Consider the following 4,687-nt stretch of genomic DNA (forward strand, 5'->3'; position numbering starts at 1 on the left):
CATCCGTGCCGTTTCGCTGACGGCATCTAATCGGGTTCTCCCACGCATACGCAACTTCCTCGCTGGTAAGCCCGTGCTTGAGGGCGTTCCCATGCACTCTGACCACTGCCGTTCTCCTTTCTTTCCTAATAAGTATACCATAGGGGTATACCTAATTAAATAGCGTATCCACCGCGAGTACCAAAGCCGCGAGCGCCGCCGCGACAACGAGGGCGATGCTTCTGAGGAAGGGTAGTCGGGTCAATGCAGCAATGCGTGACCACGGGGGTGGAGAGTTCCGCGAACGCGGATCTCGGAACCCTCGTTCACGGATTGCGGAATTGGCGCGACGGTCGAAACAGAAGACCAGACTTGATTGAGGGTCGATGGGCTAACCTGCCCATCGACCCTTTCCTTGCCCTCGTCAGTCGTTTTCGGCATTGTCGAAATCCTCGATTTTAAGATGGACGTTGTTCCGGTCGGCTTCCCTGCGGAGCACCGCGAGCGCTTCCATGATTTCAGAGAACGCCGCAACCTCCTTTCCCAAAACCGCCTTGGCTTCCTCATGGTCGAGCGCATTCGAGCCGTACGTGTTCAGGAATCTCATGAACTGGTTCAGGTTCGTCCCCTGCTTCGCGAGTTCGTGCGCGGCCTTTCTCAAAGGCTCGGTATCAATGACCCTGATTGTCGCATCGTCGGAATTGGCAAGGAGCATGCGAGCGTATTCGGAAACCGTCATGCCGTTTTTGGCGGCTTTTCGCTTGAGGGCTTCCTTCTCGTGTTCGGTCATCCGCACCTCGACGCGTGCTTCTTTTCTCCGCATGTCGCTTTCGACACCTCTCGTTTTTCCAGAATCATCCGTTTGCAAATAGCGCCGCCGCGTTTGCAAACGGTGCGAAATCGAGCGGCATGGTTGCCGCCCACTGAAAACCGGCAACCCTAAATTGCCGGTTTTCCAAAGCGCAAGCGCTCTCCCGTCAAGGCCGCTAAAGCCGTTCGGGAGCAAGATGGAAGTGAGGGAAAAGTCCACAACAGTGGAGTTTGTCCGTACACTTCCCAAATCTTGCAACTCGAAGAGCGGCCTTGGCCGGTGAGCGCTCGCGCGAGAGTCTTCTTTCTGCGGTGCCGCCGCCGCAGAAAGAAGACGGACAGCCCGACTAGGCGAACGCGCAGTAGACGTACCCGCCCTTTCGGTCATACTCCCAATCGCCCGGAAGCTCGTTGCCATCTGAATCGACCTCGACCCACCAGCCGTCCTCCGGGTCTCCCATGACGCGCCAGCGGCGCTTGCCGAGCTGCGACACGAGTTCATCGCCGTCAGGCTCGACGAGCGCTGAATCGCCCACATCGCCGACGCGCTCGACCGACAGAACCCACGCCTTGCCCTCGACGCTCGCGATTCGGTTGAAGAACTCCGAAAGCTCAAAGTCAGCCACCTCGGTGCGCTCGCATTCACCCGACCTGCGCAGCACGGATACGTTCCACTTCATGGCTAGCCCCTCCAAGCCCTCTTGAGCCTTTGCCATCGGCTCAGCTTCTGCTCGGTCGATTCCAGAGCGAGCGTCTGGGCAGTCTCGTGGTGGAGCGCCTGAGCGCCCTGCACGGCCTTGGTGCTGTCGGCAACGGTCTCCATGAGCTTGGCTATCTGCTCGTCCTTCTTGGCGAGCTGGGAATCCTTGACGGCGAGTTGGGCAACCAGCGCGGACACCGCCGTCGATTCCGTCGATTCACCGCCGTCGGCAGCGCTGGCAATCTGTCTGGCAAATCGTATGGCACGCTCGACGGCAGCACCCTGCGACACACTCCATTCGGTGGAGAGTTCCACCAGTTCATCGTATATGTCTTCCTCGATTCGGAATGTCTTCTTAACCTTGGCCACCGTCGGCTCCCGTCTGGCAAAGTGTCTGGCAAAACGTCTGGCACGTATTCAACCACATCGGTGTTTCCCTTCCCAGTCCCTAATCGAAAATGCGTTTCGGGCTGATATCCCGGATTACCTGTAGGTAGTCTTCGCCCTCCGGTTCATTCATGTCCTCATAGGTGCGCCATGACTTAATGTTCTGCATCACCCAAGGCTGTTTAGAAAGGGCGGCGCAAACAGGGCACTGCGCTCCGAACTGCACCTCGCGGTTCTTTGCCTGCCAAGTGCCAAGACCGATGCGGACGTTACCCATTTGCTCCGCGTATGCTCCCACGCAGTCGTAGAGGTCATCTACGTTGTAGCCGTTCCTTTTTGCCTTCTCCTCATCGAACTCGATGGTGAAGCGCCAAGGCTTCGTTGCCATATCACTCACCCGCCTTGATTTCCGGCTCCGTCATATCGACGTGGATATGACCGTCCTCGTACCACGCGCCGTCCGGCAGACCGTCGGTGTCGCACCTCCAGCCCTTCAGCCACTTGTTCACTGTGGTAGGTGAAATGCCGAGCGCCTTGGCTACATCCCGCTGGCTCGCATCAGGATGTTCACGAACATAGGAACGAATCAGATCGCGCTTTTCACCGCTTCCCTTTGGCCGACCCTGCAACGCATGACCGGCATCCTCGCTCAGAATCTCAAGGTTCGAACGCGCCATTCTGAGGTGCAGCGCCTGCTTCCTGTAGTTCCGCTTGTTTTTCGGGATTGCTATTCCCGATATCCTCTCCAAGTCCTTGATGGGGAACTTCTTGTACCGCAGGTCGAGGCATTCGAGAGCGTTCTCGACCTCATGGTCGTTGCCGAACGGGTGCTCGGTGTCTACCGAATCTAGGAACGGCACCAGCGAATCCATGTCCGCCTTGACGCGCTTACGGTCGGTGATGCCGCACTTCACGGCGTATATCGCCAGAGCCATCAGACAGAAGTACCTGTGGCTGAACGTCGCGCCCGCACGTATCTTGCGCAGCCACCAGTTGTAGAGGTCTTCCTTGGCATTCCACGAGCCGTCGGCGCGTCCGCCGCCGACGATGACCTTCTCGTACCACTCGGGGAATCTCTCCTTGGCCTGTTCGAGCGTGTACCTTGTCTCCCTCCACTTCTTCGACAGGTCTACCTGTTGTTCCGGGGGAAGGAAGTCGTTCAGCTCTTCGAGCGAGAAGGGGTGCGTGTTGACCGCGAACGCCCTGACCGTGCCGCCGTCCTTCGTCTTGCCGCCGATGACGCGGAACCCTTGGTTGATGCCCTGGTGCTGCGGGTGCTCCCATTCCCTCGACGTATGCTTGTTCCACATCCTGTCGGTCAGGTGGTACTTCATGTCCTTCAGCAGGCTCTTGGTGTTCGGGTATAGGTCGGCGGGTTCCTCGAGGACGTAGTACAGATGGACGTTGTGGCCGCTCAGGATGATGTAGTTCGGCTCGGGATAGACGGGGTAGTCGCTTCGGCAGTTGTACAGGAAGGCCGTGAGCGTGCCGTCATCCTGCCCGTCGAGGTCGAAAATCATGGCGCACATCTTGCTCTGCGCATCGGCGGTGTTCGCCCTGCCCCAGTAGGTGAGACCGTTCGTTATCGCCCAGTTCGCATCGCGGAACTCGGCAAGGGTCTCCTCGAACGTGTCCTCGAACAGGATTCGGCGGCGTCTCCTGTCTCCGACGAGCTTCCCGTCGCTGTCGTAATGCCCGCCGAACGAGCCGAGGATTATCGGGTTGGCCTTGTGCAGCCCGCCCGGCTCGCCCTCCGTCTGGATGAAGCCATCGCCGAGCTGGAAGATGTCCGAGTAGACTTCCATGGCCGACACCTCGGAAGCCCCGTATTCGAGAAGAACAGACTCAAGAGACAACCCGCTCACCAACCCATCCCGGAAGCCCTCTAGGCACGTTATATTATCAATAGATTTATTGTAACACCAAGACCAAGAGAAAAGGCTCCCTCTGGGACCCATCCCGGAAGCCCTCTAGGCACGTTATATTATCAATAGATTTATTGTAACACCAAGACCAAGAGAAAAGGCTCCCTCTGGGACCCATCCCGGAAGCCCTCTAGGCACGTTATATTATCAATAGATTTATTGTAACACCAAGACCAAGAGAAAAGGCTCCCTCTGGGACCCATCCCGGAAGCCCTCTAGGCACGTTATATTATCAATGATTTTATTGTACACCCTAGGGCGAGAGAAAAGCCCCCCCCCTCGCGGAGACCCGTCCGGAAGTCCTCTCCCTCCCCGGAGCCAAGGGCACACAGTCCGCCTATATTATCAATAGATTTTTGGTACAAACCGCCCCAAAAAGCAGGGGGTCGGTGCCGTTTCCGACCCCCTGCCGACCGGCCTAGGCTATGGCCATGAGACCATCGGCGAGGATTCCGCGGGCATACGCACCCGTCGACTTGCCCTCGGCCTTCGCTTCCTTCTCAAGAGCCCGCTTCATCGCAACTGGAACCTTGAGGGACAGCGTCACCGTCTCGGGTGCGGCCTTCGGGAGCTTGCCCTCGACAACCTCGCCAACGTTGACCCATCCGCTAGGCCACTCATCGCGCTCAAGGGCGCTTTCCCAATCGGCAATCATCTCATCGGTAACGACCTTGCCGTTCTCGGCAACGATTCCGTTCATGTCTACCTCCATCCCAGCTCACGCTTGAACTTCTTCGTCGGCGGCACCATCGCGTGGAACACGCACCAGACGCCGTCGATATCCATGAATCCAATCAGCTCGGCAAATCTACCGTCGGGAAGCGAGCCGACCGAAATCCAGAGCGGCGGGTCATCCGTGCCGTTTCGCTGACGGCATCTAATCGGG

6 protein-coding genes and 1 pseudogene are annotated in these 4,687 nt (G+C 58.0%); all 7 read right to left on the bottom strand.

Translation table 11 applies throughout. From position 1 onward, the window contains the following. Positions 1 to 403 precede the first annotated feature (403 nt). The gene (locus tag DW943_RS10540) at positions 404 to 1,009 is read right to left on the bottom strand and encodes a hypothetical protein (protein WP_158566158.1); all 606 of its coding nucleotides are present in this window, start codon (positions 1,007 to 1,009) and stop codon (positions 404 to 406) included. A gap of 127 nt (positions 1,010 to 1,136) precedes the next feature. Continuing rightward, entirely contained in the window at positions 1,137 to 1,469 is a 333-nt protein-coding gene (locus DW943_RS10210; protein WP_117862968.1) for a hypothetical protein, read from the bottom strand. Positions 1,470 to 1,471: 2 nt separating this feature from the next. Beyond that, positions 1,472 to 1,858, bottom strand: coding sequence for a hypothetical protein (locus DW943_RS10215; RefSeq protein WP_117862969.1), 387 nt, complete (start codon positions 1,856 to 1,858; stop codon positions 1,472 to 1,474). 79 nt (positions 1,859 to 1,937) lie between these two features. Next, positions 1,938 to 2,264 (bottom strand): hypothetical protein, encoded by a 327-nt coding sequence (locus tag DW943_RS10220; protein ID WP_117862970.1) that lies wholly within the window; start codon positions 2,262 to 2,264, stop codon positions 1,938 to 1,940. A 1-nt stretch (position 2,265) separates the two neighbouring features. After that, on the bottom strand, positions 2,266 to 3,681 hold the full coding sequence (locus DW943_RS10225; RefSeq protein WP_158566159.1) for a helix-turn-helix transcriptional regulator: 1,416 nt from the start codon (positions 3,679 to 3,681) through the stop codon (positions 2,266 to 2,268). Positions 3,682 to 4,219: 538 nt separating this feature from the next. After that, a complete protein-coding gene (locus DW943_RS10230) occupies positions 4,220 to 4,501 on the bottom strand; it encodes a hypothetical protein (protein WP_117807073.1) in 282 nt (93 codons plus the stop codon). 2 nt (positions 4,502 to 4,503) lie between these two features. Next, positions 4,504 to 4,687: pseudogene (locus DW943_RS10235) on the bottom strand (hypothetical protein); the annotation flags it as partial.

It is taken from the genome of Collinsella sp. AM44-11 (assembly GCF_003467145.1).
GTDB lineage: Bacteria > Actinomycetota > Coriobacteriia > Coriobacteriales > Coriobacteriaceae > Collinsella.

Excerpts from the sequence above, each read along its gene's own strand:
- DW943_RS10230 (WP_117807073.1), bottom strand. The coding sequence starts at position 4,501 with ATGAACGGAATCGTTGCCGAGAACGGCAAGGTCGTTACCGATGAGATG.
- DW943_RS10210 (WP_117862968.1), bottom strand. The coding sequence starts at position 1,469 with ATGAAGTGGAACGTATCCGTGCTGCGCAGGTCGGGTGAATGCGAGCGC.
- DW943_RS10220 (WP_117862970.1), bottom strand. The coding sequence starts at position 2,264 with ATGGCAACGAAGCCTTGGCGCTTCACCATCGAGTTCGATGAGGAGAAG.
- DW943_RS10225 (WP_158566159.1), bottom strand. The coding sequence starts at position 3,681 with ATGGAAGTCTACTCGGACATCTTCCAGCTCGGCGATGGCTTCATCCAG.